This window comes from Pseudomonas sp. RC2C2 (assembly GCF_018390435.1).
Classification (GTDB): Bacteria; Pseudomonadota; Gammaproteobacteria; order Pseudomonadales; family Pseudomonadaceae; genus Aquipseudomonas; species Aquipseudomonas donghuensis.
Genome location: NZ_JAHBAX010000001.1, coordinates 1,549,731 through 1,567,836 on the forward strand (window position 1 = coordinate 1,549,731; position 18,106 = coordinate 1,567,836).

The window sequence follows — 18,106 nt, forward strand, 5'->3', positions numbered from 1 at the left end:
GAGCATGCGATCGAAGTTACTCATCACGGGGCAGGCTCCTGGGCAACGGTGGGGTTGGCGAATTCAGGCTTGAGGCGGCCGTCCGGGCCAAGCAGCCAGGCGTCCATCACCTGGCGCACCACCGGCGCGGCGACGCCGGAGCCGGACTCGCCGTTCTCGACCATCACCGAGACCACGATCTTCGGGTTGTCGGCCGGCGCGAAGCCAACGAACAGGGCGTGGTCGCGGTGGCGCTCTTGCAGCTTGTTGCGGTCGTACTTCTCACCCTGCTTGATCGCTACCACCTGAGCGGTACCACTCTTGCCGGCAATCCGGTACTGAGCGCCGACCGAGGCCTTGCGCGCGGTACCCCGGGCACCGTGCATCACCTGCTCCATGCCGTGGGTGACCTTGTTCCAGTCCGACTTGTCGCGCAGGACGATGTCGTCCATGGGGTTTTCGTCCACCGGCGGCAGGCCCTCGATGGTCTTGGCCAGGTGCGGGCGGTTCCACTTGCCCTTGCTGGCGATCAGCGCGGTGGCCTGGGCCAGCTGCAACGGCGTGGTCTGCATGTAGCCCTGGCCGATCCCGAGAATCAGGGTTTCCCCCGGGAACCAGGCCTGCTTGCGGGTGGCACGCTTCCATTCCCGCGACGGCATCAGCCCCGGCGACTCTTCGAACATGTCCAACGAGACTTTCTGGCCGATGCCGAAGCGGTTCATGTAGGACGACAGTTTGTCGATGCCCATCTTGTGCGCCAGGTCGTAGAAGTAGGTGTCGTTGGAACGCATGATCGCCGTGTCCAGGTCCACCCAGCCATCACCGCTGCGGTTCCAGTTGCGGTACTTGTGGTCGTAATTGGGCAGTTGGTAATAGCCCGGATCGAACACCCGGCTCGATGCGGTGACCACGCCACTGTCCAGGCCGGCAATCGCCACCGCCGGCTTGATCGTCGAGCCTGGCGGATACAAGCCGCGCAACACGCGGTTGAACAGCGGCCGGTCGATCGAGTCGCGCAGCTCGGCGTAGGCCTTGAAGCTGATGCCGGTGACGAACAGGTTGGGGTCGAAGCTCGGCTGGCTGACCATCGCCAGCACTTCGCCGGTGTTCGGATCGAGGGCGACAATGGCGCCGCGACGCCCGCCCAAAGCAGCCTCGGCGGCCTCTTGCAGCTTGATGTCGAGGCTCAGGACGATGTCCTTGCCGGGGATCGGGTCCGTACGCTTGAGCACCCGCAACACGCGGCCCCGGGCGTTGGTCTCGACCTCTTCGTACCCCACCTGGCCGTGCAGTTCCGGCTCGTAGAAGCGCTCGATGCCGGTCTTGCCGATATGGTGGGTGCCGCTGTAGTTGACCGGGTCGAGGGTTTTCAGCTCTTTCTCGTTGATCCGCCCGACATAGCCGACCGAATGCGCGAAGTGCGCACCCTGCGGGTAATGGCGCACCAACTGGGCAACCACTTCCACACCCGGCAGCCGGAACTGGTTCACCGCGATACGGGCGATCTGCTCCTCGGTCAGCTCGAACAGGATCGGCACCGGCTCGAACGGCCTACGCCCCTGGCGCATGCGCTTTTCGAACAGGGTGCGGTCATCCGGGGTCAGTTCCAGCACCTCGACGATCACGTCGAGCACCTGCTGCCAGTCGCCGGAGCGCTCGCGGGTCATGCTCAGGCTGAAACTTGGCCGGTTGTCGGCGACGATCACCCCGTTACGGTCGAAAATCAGCCCGCGAGTCGGCGGAATCGGCTGTACATGCACCCGGTTGTTTTCCGACAGGGTCGAGTGATAGTCGTACTGGATCACCTGCAGGTAATACAGGCGGGCAATCAACACGCAGATCAGCAGGACGATCGCCACTGCACCGACCACGACGCGGCTACGCACCAGGCGGGCGTCTTTCTCGTGATCCTTGAGGCGAATCGGCTGCGACATTGAAAGGGCTTAAGGCTTATTTATGGTAGGGATGCCCGGACAATACGGTCCAGGCGCGGTACAGCTGTTCGCCGATCAGTATCCTTACCAACGGGTGGGGCAGTGTCAGCGGCGACAGCGACCAGCGCTGCTCGGCCCGCGCACAGACTTCCGGCGCCAGCCCTTCGGGGCCGCCAACCATGAAGTTGACCGTACGCGAGTCCAGGCGCCAGCGGTCCAGCTCGACCGCCAGTTGCTCGGTACTCCAGGGCTTGCCATGGACCTCCAGGGTGACAATCCGTTCCCCTGGCTGGACCTTGGCGAGCATGGCCTCACCCTCCTGACGAATCAGACGGGCGACGTCGGCATTCTTGCCCCGGGTATTGAGCGGTATTTCCACCAGCTCCAGCGACAGCTCCGAGGGCAGGCGCTTGGCATATTCATGCCAACCGTCCTCGACCCACTTGGGCATGCGCGAGCCGACCGCGATCAGACGCAGACGCACGAGCGTTCCTTATTCCCGGTCTTTGAGCTTGTCTGAAAAGTCGTGGGTGTTTTCCGGGCTGTGGTGCTTGCCATCGGCGGCGCGGCTCTGCTCGGCGCCCAGCCACAGACGTTCGAGGTCGTAGAACTGACGGGCAGCGGCGGTCATCATGTGGACGATGACGTCGTTGAGGTCGAGCAGCACCCAGTCGCTGTCGCCCTTGCCTTCTTCGCCCAGAGGCTGCACGCCCTTGGCCTTGACCTGTTCGCGAACCTTTTCCAGCATCGCACTGATCTGGCGGTTGGAAGTACCGGTGGCGATGATCATGTAATCGGTCAGGCTGTGCTTTTCGCGCACGTCGATGACCTGGATGTCCTGGGCCTTGACGTCTTCCAGGGCGGACTTGGTCAGTTCGACCAGTTCTTCGGCGCTGACGGCGTTGTGTTTTTGCTTGGTCATATAAAACTCATTCAACTCAATAATGTAAGGCGCTTCTCAGCACCCTCAGTTCGGCGCACGGTAAAGGTTGTGCGCATCGATGTAGGCCAGTACTGCGTCCGGCACCAGAAACCGCACCGACTTGCCGCTGGCCAGCAGCTGTCGGATCTGCGTGGCAGACACCGCAAGCGGTGTCTGCCAGACGAATGCAATATTCCCGGCAGGCCCTTCCAGGGCCTGCGGATCACTGACCGAACGCGCTGCCAGCAAGTTGCGCAAGGCATCCGGCGGCTCGACGTCGGCATCCGGGCGTTGCAGCACCAGGATGTGACAGTGTTGCAGCAATTCTTCCCAACGGTGCCAACTGGGCAGGCCGCAGAACGCGTCCCAGCCCAGCAGCAGAAACAGTTGCTCCGAGGCGGCCATTTCAGCGCGCATCAGTTCCAGCGTTTCAATGGTGTACGACGGCTTGTCGCGGGCAAGCTCGCGGGCATCGACCGACAGCGTTGGCACGCCCTGAACAGCGCACTGGACCATCGCCAGACGGTCCTGTGCCGACACCTGCGGCGTGTCGCGGTGCGGCGGGCGGGCGTTGGGCATCAGCCGCAGCTCGTCCAGCGCCAGCACTTCGGCCACCTCCAGCGCACTGCGCAGGTGACCGATATGCACCGGGTCGAATGTCCCGCCGAGCACACCGATGCGCCGGGCGGGCGACATCGTCATGAGGCGGGCGGGCGGCTTGCGCTCGGCCAAGTCAGAGCGACTCCTGTCCGCGCAACTGACCGTCGCCGATCACCACGTATTTCTCACAGGTCAGGCCTTCCAGGCCGACCGGGCCGCGGGCGTGCAGCTTGTCGGTGGAAATCCCGATCTCCGCGCCCAGGCCGTACTCGAAACCGTCGGCAAAGCAGGTCGGTGTATTGATCATCACCGAGGACGAATCGACCTCGGCCATGAACTGGCGAGCCTGTGCCTGATGTTCGGTCACGATGGAATCGGTATGGTGCGAGCCATACCGGTTAATGTGTTCAATCGCCTGGTCCAGGCCGTCCACCACACGGATCGACAGAATGGCCGCGAGGTATTCGGTGCTCCAGTCCTGTTCCGTCGCCGGCACCGCCTCGATGATTTTCAGGGTACGCTCGCAACCGCGCAGTTCGACGCCTTTTTCCCGAAATTGGCGGGCCATTTCCGGCAAGAACTCCGCAGCTACCGACTGATCGACCAGCAGGGTTTCCATCGCCCCGCAGATGCCGTAACGGTAGGTCTTGGCGTTGAAGGCGATGCGCCGGGCCTTGTCCAGATCGGCATGCTCGGCCACGTAAACGTGGCAGATACCGTCCAGGTGCTTGATCACCGGCACCCGTGCGTCGCGGCTGATGCGCTCGATCAGACCCTTGCCACCACGAGGCACGATGACATCAACGAATTCCGGCATGCTGATCAGCGCGCCGACCGCTTCGCGATCAGTGGTTTCCACCACTTGCACCACCGCTGCCGGCAAGCCGGCCTCGGCCAGGCCGCGCTGGATGCAGGCGGCAATGGCGCGGTTGGAGTGGATGGCCTCGGAGCCGCCGCGCAGGATGGTGGCGTTGCCCGACTTCAGGCACAGGCTGGCGGCGTCGATGGTCACGTTCGGCCGCGACTCGTAGATGATGCCGATCACCCCCAGCGGTACACGCATCTTGCCGACCTGGATACCCGACGGCCGGTAGCTCATGTCGCGGATCGCACCGACCGGGTCCGGCAGGCTGGCCACCTGACGCAGGCCGACGATCATGCTGTCGATGCGCGCCGGGGTCAGCGCCAGACGCTCGAGCATGGCCGGTTCCAGGCCATTGGCACGGCCAGCGGCCAGGTCCAGCTCATTGGCGGCGGTCAGCTCGGCGCGGGCAGCATCCAGGGCGTTGGCGGCAGCTTGCAGGGCGCGGTTCTTCTGCGCAGTGCTGGCACGGCCGATCACGCGGGAAGCCGCGCGGGCAGCGCGCCCCAGGCGGGTCATGTAGTCAAGAACGGACTCAGTCATGGGCTCAGTGGTCTTGGCGAAGGGGAAAATCGGATGATTATAGCTGTCGTGCGGCCCCACGCCCAGCGGTGACAGGCGGATGGTCGAAAAGAGTGCCGCGCCCACAGGATTGACGGTGCTCTCAGGGTTGTTGCAAGACGTGTGGGAGCTGGCTTGCCAGCGCTGAAGCCGCCCACAGACAGTTGCTCCAACAGTGCACTTCGGCCATTCAGGGTTGGTTAAGACAGAAATTGCTATCATCGCCCACCTGTCCACCCGCGAACCCGCCAACATGCCCGACTCCGCCCCCTGCCCGCTCCAGGCCCTGCCCGACAGTTTCTTCGATCGCGACGCCGAAGAACTGGCCAAGGCCCTGCTGGGCAAGGTCATCCGTCATCGCCACGGCCCGTACTGGCTGGCGGCACGGATCATCGAGACCGAGGCCTACTACCTCACCGACAAGGGCAGCCACGCCTCCCTCGGCTACACGGAAAAGCGCCGGGCGCTGTTCCTCGATGGCGGGCACATCTACATGTACTACGCCCGCGGCGGCGACTCGCTGAACTTCAGCGCCCACGGCCCGGGCAATGCGGTGCTGATCAAGTCGGCCTACCCCTTCGTCGACGCCCTTTCGGACGACAACAGCCTGGCGCAAATGCAACGCAACAACCCCGACGCCAACGGCCAGGCGCGCCCGCCCGAACGCTTGTGCGCCGGCCAGACCCTGCTGTGCAAAGCCCTGGGCCTGAAAGTGCCGCACTGGGACGGCAAACGCTTCGATGCCGAACAGCTGTTTGTCGAAGACTGCGGTATCAACGTGAAACAGATTATCCAGACCACCCGCTTGGGAATTCCCCACGGCCGCGATGAACACCTGCCCTACCGTTTCGTCGATGCCAGCTTCGCCCGCCATTGCACACGGAACCCGCTGCGCCGGGGCCAAGTCGAAGGCCGGGACTACTTTTTACTGACACAAGGAAACTGACACGATGGGCCCATGGCTCGACAGCCTGACCACCTGGCTCAGCGCCAACCCGCAGTGGCTGGGTTTGGCCATTTTTCTGGTGGCCTGCGTGGAATGCCTGGCAATTGCCGGGATTATTGTCCCCGGCACCATCCTGCTGTTCGCCGTCGCCGTACTGGCCGGCAGCGGCGCCCTGAGCCTGGGCGAAACCCTGCTGCTGGGCTTTGCCGGCGGCCTGCTGGGTGATGCGATCTCCTACACCCTGGGCCGACGCTTTCACCAGAACATCCGCCGCTTGCCCCTGCTACGCCATCATCCGGAATGGATCGGCAGCGCCGAGACCTACTTCCAGCGCTACGGCATCGCCAGCCTGCTGGTGGGGCGCTTCATCGGCCCGCTGCGGCCGATGCTGCCCATGGTCGCCGGCATGTTCGACATGCCGCTGCCACGCTTTATTGCGGTAAGCCTGATTGCCGGTGCCGGCTGGGCAGTGGCTTACCTGCTACCAGGCTGGGCCACTGGCGCGGCCATGCGCCTGCCATTACCGGAAGGGTTCTGGCCGCAAGCCGGGGTTGTCGGCGGCGGCCTGGCAGTGTTGATCGGCCTGAGCATCAACAGCAGCCTGCGCAGCATGCGCCGCGGCACCCGGCTGATTGCCGGGATAAGCCTGCTGGCCCTGACCGGGCTGTTTTTCGGCTGGCCGTACCTGACCCAGTTCGACCAGGGCCTGATGACCCTGATCCAGGAAAACCGCAGTCGCGCCATCGACGGCACGGTGGTGCTGATCACCCGCCTCGGCGATTTCCGTACCCAGTTCTTCCTCGGCGGCCTGCTCACTGGCCTGTTGCTGCTGGCCCGCCAGTGGCGCCCGGCGATTTTCGCCGGCAGCACCCTGATCGGCACGGCCCTGGCCAACGGCAGCCTCAAATGGCTGTTTGCCCGGGCGCGCCCGCAAGTACTGACCGATCCGCTGACCACCTACAGCATGCCCAGCGGCCACAGCTCGGCGTCGTTTGCGTTCTTTCTGGTGCTGGCGGTACTGGCCGGACGCGGACAACCGCCGCGCATGCGCCTGACCTGGATCCTGCTGGGCTGCATCCCGGCGCTGTCGATCGCGCTGTCACGGGTGTACCTGGGGGCGCACTGGCCGACCGACATCCTCGCCGGCGCCATGCTCGCCTGCTGCGTGTGCGCCACCAGCCTGACCCTGACCCAGAATCGCCAGCCGCTCACGGCCTTGCCGCTACGGGTGTGGTGGCTGATCCTGCCGGCCTGCGTCGCCCTGCTGGCGTTTTTCGCCTTGCACTCGCTGCCTCACGCCCTGCTGCGCTACCAGTACTGAGACTCAGGCAAACAGCTCGCCCTGCAGCCGATCGAGCAGCGCCTGGATAGCCTCCAGGCGCTTGCGCGGTGAGTCGAGGGCCAGCAAGTCGAGCTTGTCTTCTTCGACGAAAGGCAGTAAGTAGGCCAACTGATTGGCCAGCGCCTGCTGGCCGGTCACCGCTACCGGCATGCCCAAGGCCTCGACCATCGGGTGCTCACCCAGCGCCTGCAGCAGCGCCAGCAAGTCGTGATGGTCATCTTCCAGCGGCTCATCGGCAAGCTCCGGCAACCAGGACACATCGGCGACCAGCAACTGGTCTTTCTGCACCTCGAACGGCCCGACGCGAAAGCGCCGGGTACCCTCGACACGAATCCCGAGCAGGCCGTTGTCCTGCTGCTGAAAGTCGCGAATCAGTGCCTCGCAGCCAATCTGCGAGAAGCCTGTTGGCGCAGCGCCGACCTGCTCGCCTTCAAGGAGGCATACCACGCCAAAACCACCGCCCTGCTTCATGATGCGGCCGATCATGTCCAGGTAGCGCGCCTCGAAGATCTGCAAATCGAGAAAGCAGCCAGGAAACAGCACGGTATTGAGCGGAAACAGGGGTAACGTCATTGCAATTCCTCAAGCAACCAGGCTGACCGCCAGGGGCAGGAACACCGCTGTGGCAACCCCCATCAGGCTCATCGCCAGGGCCGCGAAGGCCCCGCATTCTTCACTTTCCTGCAGCGCCACCGAGGTACCCACCGCATGCGCGGTGACGCCCAGGGCCATGCCACGCGCCTCCGGGCTGTGAACACCGCAACGCGAGAGCAGCGCGGGGCCGAAAATCGCCCCGATCACCCCGGTGATCAACACGAACACCGCCGCCAGCGCCGCCACGCCGCCAATCTGTTCAGCCACCAGCATGGCAATTGGCGAGGTCACCGACTTGGGCGCCATGGTCATCAGGATCATGTGTTCGGCGCCGAACCACCCGCCCAGCAACAGGCAGGCACCCGTGGCGAATACCCCTCCGATTACCAGCGTAGTAAAGGTCGGCCAGAACAGCTGGCGAATGCGCCGCAGATTAAGGTAGAGCGGCACCGCCAACGCCACGGTCGCCGGGCCCAAGAGGATATTCATGATCTCGGTGCTTTTACGGTACTCGCTGTAGGTCAGGCCACAAGTGAGCAGTACACCAATCACCACCAGCATCGACACCAGCACCGGCTGCAGGAAGATCCAGCGAGTTTTCTCGTAGGCCGCCAGCACCAGTTGATAGGCACCCAGGGTAATGCCGATGCCGAACAGCGGATGGTGTATCACGGCATCGACAGCACCACTCCAGTCCAGGCTCATGGCTGTTCCTCCTGGTTGTCTTGACGGGCCATCAGCTTGTGCATCAACACGCCGACAAACACCAGGGTGAGCAGCGCCGACAGCACCAGCGCGCCGACGATGGCCCAGAAGTCCGCGGCAATGTCCGCGGCATAGACCATCACCCCCACCGCCGGCGGCACCAGCAACAGTGGCAGGTAACGCAGCAGGCTGTTGGCCGCCTCGCTCAGGGGCGCACCGACTTCACCTCGCAGCATCAGGTACACCAGCAGCAACAGCAGGCCGATGATCGGCCCCGGAAGGATCGGCACGAACAGGTGGTTGATCGCCGTCCCGAGCAACTGGAACAACACCAGCCAGGTCAAACCACGCAACAGCATAAGCATCTCCTTGAAGCCTGGCGGCCATTATAAGCACGCTAACGACCGGGCTATAAGCCGATCTTGGCCGACTTGACCATACCCGGCAGGCGTGCTGATCTTAGACTTTCGAATCTGCCGAAGTGATAAGAAAACCAAAGACAATCTGGAGAGTCACAATGCCCTATGTACCTGTTGCAGAGCTTTCGCAGTACGTTGGAAAGGAACTGGGATGTTCCGAATGGCTGACCATCGATCAACAGCGCATCAACCTCTTCGCCGAGGCAACCGGCGACTTTCAGTTCATCCATGTCGACCCGATCAAGGCGGCAAAAACGCCATTTGGCAGCACCATCGCTCACGGCTTTCTCACCCTGTCGCTGATCCCCAAGTTGATGGAGAACATCCTGGTCTTGCCTGAAGGCCTGAAGATGGTCGTCAACTATGGCCTGGACAGCGTGCGCTTCATCCAGCCGGTGAAGGTCGACAGCAAGGTGCGGCTCAAGGTCGACCTGGCCGACGCCACCGAGAAAAAACCCGGGCAATGGCTGCTCAAGGTCACCGCCACCCTGGAAATCGAAGGCCAGGAAAAACCCGCCTACATTGCCGAACCGCTGTCGCTCTGCTTCGTCTGAGCCTGGCACTGGGTGAAACCGTCCTCGCGACTGTTTCACCCGCCGCATTCTGCGGCATACTCGGGGCCTCACTCGTCCGGACCCCGCCATGCGCCCACTCGTTCCTCTTGCCCTGACCCTGCTACTGGCCGCTTGCGGTGACGGCGAACCGTTGTCGCCCCCTGATGCGCGCCTGCCCGATGGCGGCCGCTATCGTGGCGAAGTGGTCGACGGTCTGCTGCAAGGCGCCGGGCGCATCGACTACCCCAATGGCAGCTGGTACCAAGGCAACTTCCTCAACGGCCAGTGGCATGGCCAGGGTGAATGGCACGGTAGCAATGGCGAGGTTTACCGTGGCCAGTTCCAGCAGGGCCTGTTCCACGGCCTGGGCACCCTGAAGACGCCAGGCAGCAGCTACACCGGCGGCTTCAAGCTCGGCCGTCGCGACGGCGAAGGCACGCTGAAAGAGCCCGGCCTGCTTTACCGTGGCCAGTTCAAGGACGACCAGTACAACGGTGCCGGCCATCTCGAACTGGCTGACGGCAGCCAGTACCAGGGCCTGTTCGCCCGCGGCAAACCTAATGGCGAAGGCATCCGCAGCGATGCCAGCGGTAACCAGTTCAGCGGCCATTTCGTCAATGGCCAGCTCGAAGGCAGCGGCACCTTCAACAGCGCTGACGGCGATCAGTACATCGGCGCTTTTCATGACAATCGCCTGGAAGGCCGTGGCCGCTACGAAAACGCCGACGGTGACGTATGGATCGGCCAGTTCAAAGATGGCTCGCTCAGCGGTAAAGGCGAGCTGATCGGCAGCGACGACAGCCACTACAAGGGCAACTTTCGCGACTGGCGCTTTTCCGGTAACGGGCGCCTGCGACTGGCGGACGGCAGCGTGTATGTCGGCGGCTTCGAGAACGATACCTACCAGGGCAATGGCCGCCTGACCCTGGTCGATGGGCGCAGTGAAAGCGGCCTGTGGCTCAACGGCCAACGCGTGCGCGACGAGCACGGCAAGCTGCTGCCCGACCCACTGGAGCTGGCGCTGCTGAACCAGGGCAGCCTGCTCGACCAGGCCCTGGCGAAAGTACCGGCCTCGACCCCAGAAATCGAACTGTACAGCCTGGCCCTCGGCGGCGATGGCAAGCAAAGCGTGTTCCTGCGCGAGGCCGACTACGTCAGCAACATGCTCAAGAGCCGCTTTGGCGCGATCGGCCAGGTCAGCCTGGTCAACCACCGCGACCACCTCGCTGACCGGCCCATGGCCACCCGCGAGAATCTCGCCCGCGCCGTGCGCACCCTGGCAGAACGCAGCGGGCCGGAAGACCTTGTGTTCGTCTACCTGACCAGCCACGGCAGCCACGAACACGAGCTGGTACTCGACCAGCCGCGCCTGCAACTGGCCGACCTGCCCGCCGACGCCCTGGCCGCAACCCTGGCGCCGCTGAAAGACCGCGACAAGATCATTGTCATCTCGGCCTGTTACTCGGGTGGGTATATTGCCCCGCTGAAGGACGAAAAAACCCTGATCATGACCGCCTCGCGCGCCGACCGCGTGTCGTTCGGCTGCTCGGAAGAGGCCGATTTCACGTATTTCGGTGACGCCCTGTTCGCCCAGGCCCTGAATCAGACCGATGATCTGCAGCAGGCCTTTGACCGGGCCAGGACCGCCGTTTCGGAACGCGAGTCGATCGAAGGCTTTGATGCCTCCGAGCCGCAGATCTGGGCCCCCAAGGCAGTCCTTGAACACTGGCAGCGACTGCGCCAGCAGCAAGCTCGCAAGGCGTTGCAAAGTGACGCGGGCATATCAGGCGAGCATGCAAAAAATGCGAGCAACCACTAAGCTGACTGTATCAAGGGAGAGACATCATGTACTTGACGCCTCAGCACATCCTGCTTGCCGGAGCCACCGGTCTTACCGGTGAACATTTACTTGATCGGCTGCTCAACGAGCCTACCGTCAGCCGCGTACTAGCCCCAACCCGTCGCCCTCTGGCCGAACACCCGCACTTGGAAAACCCGGTGGGTGATCCGGCGGTGTTCCTCCCTCAACTGGCGGGTCGCGTCGACATCGCCTTCTGCTGCCTGGGTACCACCATCAAGCAGGCCGGATCGGAACAGGCCTTTCGTGCGGTCGACCTGGACATGGTCGTCGCCTTCGGCAAACGCGCCCGGGAGATGGGCGCCCGGCATTTGCTGGTGGTCAGCGCCCTCGGCGCCGACCGCAGATCGCCGATCTTCTACAACCGGGTCAAAGGCGAAATGGAGGCCGCATTGAAGGCGCAGGACTGGCCGCAGTTGACCATTGCCCGACCGTCGCTGCTGCTGGGTGATCGCATCGAGCCGCGCCTGTCAGAAAGGTTGGCCGGGCCGCTGTCGAAGCTGATTCCAGGCAAGTACCGGGGCATCGAGGCCTGCCAACTGGCCAGGGCGCTGTGGCGTTTGGCGCTGGAAGAGCAGGACGGGATTCGGATTGTCGAGTCGGATGAATTGCGCCGGTTGGGCAAGTAGCAATCGCGGGGCAAGCCCGCTCCCACAGTTGATCGCTGTAGGAGCGGGCTTGACCCGCGATGAGACCAGAGGCTACAACCCGCCCGTCGCCTGAAAGCCAATTCCCAACGCGGTCAACACCGACAGCGGCAGCAGCAAGGTATCGAGCAAGGCGCTGCCCGGCAGATCCAGCCCAGGGTACTTCGGCGCTTCGGCGCCAAAGCGGTCCATGGCGCAACAGCCACCCTTCAGGGCGTACAAGTCCAGGCGCGTTCCGGCATAAACCACCGGCGCTCCCGGCTTGGCCGCATCCAGGGTACGCACACTGGCGCAACCATTAGCCATCAAGCACAGCAGCACCACGCCAAGCTGACGCTTCATTCATCCGCGCCAAAATGATGCTCACCCCAACGCGGCAGCATGTCCTGGGGAATGTTCAGCACGTTGAGGATCCGTGCGACGACAAAGTCGATCAGGTCATCGATGGTCTGTGGCTGATGATAAAAGCCCGGTGCCGCCGGCAGGATCACTGCGCCCATGTTCGACAGCTTGAGCATGTTCTCCAGGTGGATGGTCGAGAATGGAGCCTCGCGCGGCACCAGGACCAACTGACGACGCTCCTTCAAGGTGACATCCGCAGCCCGCTCGATCAGGTTGTTGCAGGCGCCGGTGGCGATCGCCGACAGGGTGCCGGTAGAACACGGCACCACCACCATCGCCGCTGGCGCGCCGGAGCCCGAGGCTACCGGGGACATCCAGTCTTCCTTGCCATACACGCGGATCTGCCCGGCGGCAGCGCCGGTGTACTCGGTGAGGAAGGCTTGCATGGCTTGCGGCTTGGCCGGCAACAACACATCAGTCTCGGTGGCCATGACCAGTTGCGCGGCCTTGGAGATCAGAAAATGCACCTCGCGGTCTTCGCGCACCAGGCAATCGAGCAGGCGCAGCCCATACTGCGCCCCCGAAGCCCCGGTCATGGCCAGCGTGATGCGTTCCGGCCCGCTCATTTCAGCGCCTCGGCCAGCTTGCCGTGCAGGCCGCCAAAGCCGCCGTTGCTCATGATCACCACCTGGGTGCCGGGCTTGGCCTGGCTCTTGACCCGTTCGATGATCGCCTCAAGGCTGTCGGCGACCACGGCCGGCACCTTGCATTCGGCAGCGGTGGCGGCCAGGTCCCACCCCAGGTTCGGCGGTGCATACCAGATCACCTGGTCGGCATCGTTGACGCTTTCCGGCAAGCCATCGCGGTGGGCACCGAGCTTCATCGAGTTGGAGCGCGGTTCGATCACGGCGATCAGCGGCGCATCGCCGATGCGCTTGCGCAGGCCGTCGAGGGTGGTGGCGATAGCCGTTGGGTGGTGGGCGAAATCGTCATAGATGGTCACGCCCTGCACTTCAGCGACCTTTTCCATCCGGCGTTTAACGCTTTTGAACGCACTCAGCGCAGCAATACCCATGGCCGGCACCACGCCGACATGGCGAGCAGCGGCCAGGGTGGCCAGCGCGTTGGCGACGTTGTGCTGACCGGTCAGCTCCCACTCGACCACGCCTTGAGTTTCGCCCTCGAAGCTGACTTCGAAACGCGAACCATCGGCGCTGAGCAGTTTGACCTGCCACTGCCCGCCTTCACCGGTGGTTTGTACCGGGGTCCAGCAGCCCATCTTGATCACCCGCTCCAGCGCCGGCTCGGTGGTGGGATGAATCACCAGGCCTTCGCTCGGTATGGTGCGCACCAAATGGTGGAACTGCCGCTCGATGGCTGCCAGGTCGGGGAAGATGTCCGCGTGATCGAACTCAAGGTTATTGAGGATTGCAGTGCGCGGACGGTAATGAACGAACTTGGAGCGCTTGTCGAAGAAGGCGCTGTCGTACTCGTCGGCCTCGACCACGAAGAACGGCGTACCGCCCAGACGTGCCGACACCGAGAAGTTCTGCGGCACGCCGCCGATCAAGAAACCCGGGCTCATGCCGGCATGCTCCAGCACCCAGGCGAGCATGCTGCTGGTGGTGGTCTTGCCATGGGTACCGGCAACCGCCAGCACCCAGCGGCCTTGCAGCACATGGTCAGCCAGCCACTGTGGCCCCGACACATAGGGCAGGCCTTTGTTCAGTACGTATTCCACTGCCGGGTTGCCCCTCGACAGGGCATTGCCGATCACCACCAGGTCCGGCGCCGGGTCCAGCTGGGCGGCGTCATAGCCCTGGGTCAGTTCGATGCCCTGGGCTTGGAGCTGAGTGCTCATCGGTGGGTAGACGTTGGCATCGGAGCCGGTGACCCGATGGCCCAGCTCCTTGGCCAGCACGGCCAGCGAACCCATGAAAGTGCCGCAAATACCGAGAATATGAATGTGCATGATCGACCTCGCAAAACGTCGAGGCAGGGTAGCCTAGGGCGCGACAAATCGCATCCTGTGTTTCGCTCAAGCGTCTCGGGCGATGCCGTGTTTGCGAAGTTTTCGATACAAGGTATTGCGGCTGACCCCCAACTGCGCCGCGACATGGGTCATGTGCCAGCGGTGTTTTTCGAGCGTGACCAGCAAGGCGCTGCGTTCGGCGTCCTCCAAAGGAGACTCGCCTTCCCCCTGCCGGAGCGGGCTTGCACCGCAAAGGGGTGGCTCAGACAGACCGCTATTGCGGGGCACGTCGGGTAACCGCACCGCCGCTCCTACAATAGTGGCTGGCAGCTCGGATTGGCGGATACAGCCGTCATCACACAGCGCCACCAGGGTACGCAAGACGTTGCGCAACTGGCGCACGTTGCCCGGCCAGGCGAAGTCGAGCAACGCCCTGCGCGCCGCAGGTTCCAGGCTCACCGATTGCTCGCCGGCCTCTTCAGCCAGGATGAAGTCCAGCAGTTGCGACTTGTCACTGCGCTCGCGCAAGGCCGGCAGCTCGATCTCAAGCCCGTTAAGCCGGTAATAAAGGTCCTCGCGAAAGCTGCCATCCTCGACCCGCTCCAGCAGGTTGCGGTGGGTGGCGCTGATGATGCGCACGTTGACCGCCTGCGGCTCGCCGCCGATCGGCACCACCATGCGGTCTTCCAGGACACGCAGCAAGCGGGTTTGCAGGGCCAGGGGCATGTCGCCGATCTCGTCCAGCAACAACGTGCCACCATCGGCTTGCTGCAACTTGCCGCGCATGCCTTCCTTGCGCGCCCCGGTAAAACTGCCACCACGATAGCCGAACAGCTCGCTCTCGATCAGGCTCTCAGGGATCGATGCGCAGTTAAGGGCGACAAACGCCTTGCCGCTGCGCTGGCTGGCCAAGTGCACGGCCTTGGCGAAAGCCTCCTTGCCGCAGCCGGTCTCGCCGTTGAGCAGCAGCGGCACATCGCGCTCGAACACCCGTACCGCACGGCGAAAATCGTTCTGCAGGGCCGGATCGACCAGGCAGATACCCGCCGCTTTCTCGGTTTTGACTGACGTCGCAAGCGGCGCCAGCGCAGGCAGCATCGACCGCACCTGGCCACGCAAACTGGCGAACAGCAAGCGCCCATCGCGGGTGCGCAGCGGCCAGCTGGTGCTCGCCTGGGCGGTGGCACGGCTGAGCAGCTCGCTCTGGGAGCAATCGAAGAACATATCCACAGGCTTGCCGAGCAAGCCGCCACGGACGGTGCCCAGCAGGTTCAAGGCGCTCTGGTTGACCGCGCAAATCCGTCCGTCGCCATCAAAGGCCAGCAACCCTTCACTGAACAGCCCGACGGACTCGGCCTGCAGGTGAAAGCGCAGCAGGTACTGGTTTTCGAAATAACGCAGGAAGTAGCAGCTCTCGATCATCTTCGCCGAGAGGTTGACCAGCGCCATGGTGTGAAACTGGCTCTGGCGCGAAACTTCAGCCCGCGCCGAGGACACATCGAGCACTGCCAGCAGTTCGCCGTGCGGGTCGAACACCGGGCTGGCCGAGCACGTCAGCCCGGTGTGACGGCCACGAAAGTGCTCATCCTGATGAATGGTCACCGCCTGGCGCTCGACCAGGCAGGTGCCGATGCCGTTGGTGCCTTCGCGGGCTTCGCTCCAGTCGGCACCGAGCCACAGCCCGGCACGCTCGAAGATGCGCCGCTCGGTGGGCGCGGTGACGCAATTGAGGATTACCCCGCGGGCGTCGGTGAGCAGTACCGCATGGCCGGCGCCGGAAAGCTGCTGGTGCAGGCTGTTCATTTCGTTGCCAGCGATCTGCAGCACCTGCTGCAAGCGTTCGCGGCTTTCCAGCACGCGGCCATGTTCAAGCACGGTCGGGGCCATGCTCTGGGCCGGGTCCAGGTGATAGTCCTCAAGGCAACGCAACCACGAGCGGGCGATCGACGGATCGCTGCCAGGGCCCTGTGCCAGGGCCTTGCCCTGGGTCACGGTGAGTACTTGCCGGGCATGCCGGCTGAGGTGATTGCTCTGCACTTTTTATTGTTCTCCGCAGACGAGACAGGCCCAGCATCCTCCACCCATCGGCGCAATGCAATGCTGGCTTGACTGTTGGGTCACGCCTTGTGTCAACAACGGTACAAAGTGTCACCCTGGCTGTGCCAGGCACGCTACAGCGCCCCGCCACCGCCGGCGCAGAAACCGCCTAAACCCTTGATTTACCTAAGGCCGCCTACACTGGCCCAACCCTTGCTCTATGCTTTACATCCTCCCAACAAGCACAATAGCCAGGAGACACATCATGCGTTATGCACATCCCGGTACCGAAGGCGCCAAGGTTTCCTTCAAGAGCCGTTACGGGAACTACATCGGTGGCGAGTTCGTTGCCCCCGTCAAAGGCCAGTACTTCGAAAACACCTCACCGGTGAACGGCCAACTGATTGCCGAATTCCCGCGTTCCACTGCCGAAGACATCGAAAAGGCCCTGGACGCCGCACACGCCGCGGCGGATGCCTGGGGCGCCACTTCGGTGCAGGCACGCTCGCTGATCCTGCTGAAAATCGCCGACCGTATCGAACAGAACCTCGAACTGCTGGCCATCACCGAAACTTGGGACAACGGCAAGGCCATCCGCGAAACCCTCAACGCCGACATCCCGCTGGCGGCCGACCATTTCCGCTACTTCGCCGGCTGCCTGCGCGCCCAGGAAGGCAGTGCCGCCGAGATCGACGGCAACACCGTGGCCTACCACCTCCATGAACCGCTGGGCGTGGTCGGGCAGATCATCCCGTGGAACTTCCCGATCCTGATGGCCGCATGGAAACTCGCCCCGGCCCTGGCCGCCGGCAACTGCGTGGTACTCAAGCCCGCCGAGCAAACTCCGCTGGGCATCAGCGTGCTGCTGGAAGTGATCGGCGACCTGCTGCCGCCAGGCGTGCTCAACGTGGTGCAAGGCTATGGCCGCGAGGCCGGTGAAGCCCTGGCCACCAGCAAGCGCATCGCCAAGATTGCCTTCACCGGCTCCACCCCGGTCGGCTCGCACATCATGAAATGCGCCGCCGAGAACATCATCCCGTCCACCGTCGAGCTGGGCGGCAAGTCGCCGAACATCTTCTTCGAAGACATCATGCAGGCCGAGCAGAGCTTCATTGAAAAAGCCGCCGAAGGCCTGGTGCTGGCGTTCTTCAACCAGGGCGAAGTGTGCACCTGCCCATCCCGCGCCCTGGTGCAGGAGTCGATCTACCCGGCGTTCATGCAAGAGGTGATGAAGAAGATCAAGCAGATCAAGCGCGGCGACCCACTGGACACCGACACCATGGTCGGCGCCCAGGCCTCCGAGCAACAGTTCGACAAGATCCTCTCGTACCTGGAAATCGCCGAGAAGGAAGGCGCCGAGCTGCTGACCGGCGGCAAGGTGGAAAAACTCGAAGGCAGCCTGTCGACCGGTTATTACATCCAGCCGACCCTGCTCAAGGGCACCAACAAGATGCGCGTGTTCCAGGAAGAAATCTTCGGCCCGGTGGTGAGCATCACCACCTTCAAGGACGAAGCCGAAGCCCTGGCGATTGCCAACGACACCGAGTTCGGCCTCGGCGCCGGTGTCTGGACTCGCGACATCAACCGCGCCTACCGCATGGGCCGCGGCATCAAGGCCGGTCGCGTATGGACCAACTGCTACCACCTGTACCCGGCCCACGCCGCGTTCGGTGGCTACAAGAAGTCCGGCGTCGGCCGTGAAACCCACAAAATGATGCTCGATCACTACCAGCAGACCAAAAACCTGCTGGTCAGCTACGACATCAATCCGCTGGGCTTCTTCTAAACGAGAAACAGGGCGGCTCCAATCCCGGGGCCGCTCTGGCTCGCTT

General features: G+C 63.5%; 17 protein-coding genes and 2 pseudogenes. 6 read left to right on the forward strand and 13 right to left on the reverse strand.

Annotated elements, in window-relative coordinates:
• Positions 1-23 precede the first annotated feature (23 nt).
• From mrdA to KHO53_RS07160, 5 genes are read right to left on the reverse strand one after another with little or no spacing between them, the layout of a single operon-like run.
• Complete coding sequence (gene mrdA, locus KHO53_RS07140) at positions 24-1,913, reverse strand: penicillin-binding protein 2 (RefSeq protein ID WP_159389200.1); 1,890 nt, start codon at positions 1,911-1,913, stop codon at positions 24-26.
• A 16-nt stretch (positions 1,914-1,929) separates the two neighbouring features.
• Positions 1,930-2,397 carry a 23S rRNA (pseudouridine(1915)-N(3))-methyltransferase RlmH gene (gene rlmH, locus KHO53_RS07145; RefSeq protein WP_010222895.1) on the reverse strand — a complete coding sequence of 156 codons (468 nt, stop codon included), beginning with the start codon at positions 2,395-2,397 and terminating at the stop codon, positions 1,930-1,932.
• 9 nt (positions 2,398-2,406) lie between these two features.
• Complete coding sequence (gene rsfS / locus KHO53_RS07150; RefSeq protein ID WP_010222894.1) at positions 2,407-2,835, reverse strand: ribosome silencing factor; 429 nt, start codon at positions 2,833-2,835, stop codon at positions 2,407-2,409.
• A 45-nt stretch (positions 2,836-2,880) separates the two neighbouring features.
• Positions 2,881-3,537, reverse strand: coding sequence for a nicotinate-nucleotide adenylyltransferase (nadD, locus tag KHO53_RS07155; RefSeq protein ID WP_026001306.1), 657 nt, complete (start codon positions 3,535-3,537; stop codon positions 2,881-2,883).
• A gap of 31 nt (positions 3,538-3,568) precedes the next feature.
• A complete protein-coding gene (locus KHO53_RS07160; RefSeq protein WP_010222892.1) occupies positions 3,569-4,840 on the reverse strand; it encodes a glutamate-5-semialdehyde dehydrogenase in 1,272 nt (423 codons plus the stop codon).
• A gap of 271 nt (positions 4,841-5,111) precedes the next feature.
• Between KHO53_RS07160 and KHO53_RS07165 the strand changes: the two genes are divergently transcribed.
• Together KHO53_RS07165 and KHO53_RS07170 are read left to right on the forward strand one after the other, a co-directional pair.
• Entirely contained in the window at positions 5,112-5,804 is a 693-nt protein-coding gene (locus tag KHO53_RS07165; protein WP_026001305.1) for a DNA-3-methyladenine glycosylase, read from the forward strand.
• Between the two features lie 4 nt (positions 5,805-5,808).
• The gene (locus KHO53_RS07170; RefSeq protein WP_213570139.1) at positions 5,809-7,125 is read left to right on the forward strand and encodes a bifunctional DedA family/phosphatase PAP2 family protein; all 1,317 of its coding nucleotides are present in this window, start codon (positions 5,809-5,811) and stop codon (positions 7,123-7,125) included.
• A 3-nt stretch (positions 7,126-7,128) separates the two neighbouring features.
• Here the strand turns inward: KHO53_RS07170 and KHO53_RS07175 are convergent, their stop codons facing one another.
• Genes KHO53_RS07175 through KHO53_RS07185 form a run of 3 tightly spaced genes read right to left on the reverse strand, consistent with a single transcriptional unit; the run spans position 7,129 to position 8,804 of the window.
• Positions 7,129-7,719 (reverse strand): LON peptidase substrate-binding domain-containing protein, encoded by a 591-nt coding sequence (locus KHO53_RS07175; RefSeq protein WP_010222889.1) that lies wholly within the window; start codon positions 7,717-7,719, stop codon positions 7,129-7,131.
• Positions 7,720-7,728: 9 nt separating this feature from the next.
• On the reverse strand, positions 7,729-8,445 hold the full coding sequence (locus KHO53_RS07180; protein WP_010222888.1) for an LrgB family protein: 717 nt from the start codon (positions 8,443-8,445) through the stop codon (positions 7,729-7,731).
• Positions 8,442-8,804: a CidA/LrgA family protein gene (locus KHO53_RS07185; protein ID WP_010222887.1), complete on the reverse strand. Its 363-nt coding sequence runs from the start codon at positions 8,802-8,804 to the stop codon at positions 8,442-8,444. Before KHO53_RS07185 ends, KHO53_RS07180 begins: the two co-directional genes overlap by 4 nt.
• Before the next feature lie 158 nt (positions 8,805-8,962).
• On the opposite strand from KHO53_RS07185, the gene KHO53_RS07190 reads away from it, so the two are divergent.
• The 3 genes from KHO53_RS07190 to KHO53_RS07200 all read left to right on the forward strand — a co-directional run bounded on the left by KHO53_RS07190 (position 8,963) and on the right by KHO53_RS07200 (position 11,905).
• The gene (locus KHO53_RS07190; protein WP_010222886.1) at positions 8,963-9,418 is read left to right on the forward strand and encodes a MaoC family dehydratase; all 456 of its coding nucleotides are present in this window, start codon (positions 8,963-8,965) and stop codon (positions 9,416-9,418) included.
• A gap of 88 nt (positions 9,419-9,506) precedes the next feature.
• The gene (locus tag KHO53_RS07195) at positions 9,507-11,237 is read left to right on the forward strand and encodes a C13 family peptidase (protein ID WP_213570140.1); all 1,731 of its coding nucleotides are present in this window, start codon (positions 9,507-9,509) and stop codon (positions 11,235-11,237) included.
• Positions 11,238-11,263: 26 nt separating this feature from the next.
• Positions 11,264-11,905, forward strand: coding sequence for an oxidoreductase (locus KHO53_RS07200; RefSeq protein ID WP_010222884.1), 642 nt, complete (start codon positions 11,264-11,266; stop codon positions 11,903-11,905).
• A gap of 72 nt (positions 11,906-11,977) precedes the next feature.
• On the opposite strand, the gene KHO53_RS07205 is transcribed toward KHO53_RS07200, so the two are convergent.
• The 5 genes and pseudogenes from KHO53_RS07205 to KHO53_RS07220 all read right to left on the reverse strand — a co-directional run.
• Positions 11,978-12,265: a YceK/YidQ family lipoprotein gene (locus tag KHO53_RS07205; protein WP_010222883.1), complete on the reverse strand. Its 288-nt coding sequence runs from the start codon at positions 12,263-12,265 to the stop codon at positions 11,978-11,980.
• The gene (ubiX, locus tag KHO53_RS07210) at positions 12,262-12,891 is read right to left on the reverse strand and encodes a flavin prenyltransferase UbiX (protein ID WP_010222882.1); all 630 of its coding nucleotides are present in this window, start codon (positions 12,889-12,891) and stop codon (positions 12,262-12,264) included. Before ubiX ends, KHO53_RS07205 begins: the two co-directional genes overlap by 4 nt.
• A complete protein-coding gene (mpl, locus tag KHO53_RS07215) occupies positions 12,888-14,237 on the reverse strand; it encodes a UDP-N-acetylmuramate:L-alanyl-gamma-D-glutamyl-meso-diaminopimelate ligase (protein WP_010222881.1) in 1,350 nt (449 codons plus the stop codon). The genes ubiX and mpl overlap by 4 nt, the downstream gene beginning before the upstream one ends.
• Positions 14,238-14,303: 66 nt before the next feature.
• Positions 14,304-14,456, reverse strand: a pseudogene (locus KHO53_RS25935) (helix-turn-helix domain-containing protein); the annotation flags it as partial.
• A 92-nt stretch (positions 14,457-14,548) separates the two neighbouring features.
• A pseudogene (locus KHO53_RS07220) lies at positions 14,549-16,274 on the reverse strand (sigma-54-dependent Fis family transcriptional regulator); the annotation flags it as partial.
• 265 nt (positions 16,275-16,539) lie between these two features.
• Between KHO53_RS07220 and exaC the strand changes: the two are divergent.
• Positions 16,540-18,060 (forward strand): acetaldehyde dehydrogenase ExaC, encoded by a 1,521-nt coding sequence (gene exaC, locus KHO53_RS07225; RefSeq protein ID WP_036996981.1) that lies wholly within the window; start codon positions 16,540-16,542, stop codon positions 18,058-18,060.
• The last annotated feature ends 46 nt before the right edge of the window (positions 18,061-18,106 follow it).